Origin of the sequence: Bacillus sp. SIMBA_008 (assembly GCF_046535495.1) — a bacterium.
In the GTDB taxonomy this organism is placed as follows: domain Bacteria; phylum Bacillota; class Bacilli; order Bacillales; family Bacillaceae; genus Bacillus; species Bacillus subtilis.
This window is the reverse complement of sequence record NZ_JAWRWL010000588.1, coordinates 1-266: the sequence shown is the minus strand read 5'-3', so window position 1 is coordinate 266 and position 266 is coordinate 1. Positions and strand designations below refer to the sequence as shown.

The window sequence follows — 266 nt, the reverse complement described above, 5'->3', positions numbered from 1 at the left end:
CTGGTCGTCAAAGCCTTTGCGATGGAGGGACCAGTCTTCCTCTGAAATCAAAAAATTTCCGCTGTCATTACGGGACATGAATTCCCCTCCTTAACCGTTATGGTCGTTTTACATGTGTATTCCGGCTTGGTCCTGTTTATGAAACAAGTCCGGCGAAAAGATTTATTTTTATCTTATGCCGGCCGGACTCTCCAATTGACAAACAATTGCGAAAAACAGACAAAAGAACCCGTCCTTTTACAGACGGGCCTCTCAATGAAATAAAA

1 protein-coding gene is annotated in these 266 nt (G+C 43.2%); it reads right to left on the bottom strand.

Features of this window, described 5'->3' with window-relative positions:
* Window positions 1-78, bottom strand: a 78-nt coding sequence (locus SB658_RS24555; protein ID WP_410602997.1) for a hypothetical protein, incomplete at its 3' end; no start/stop codon positions are given.
* Window positions 79-266 lie beyond the last annotated feature (188 nt).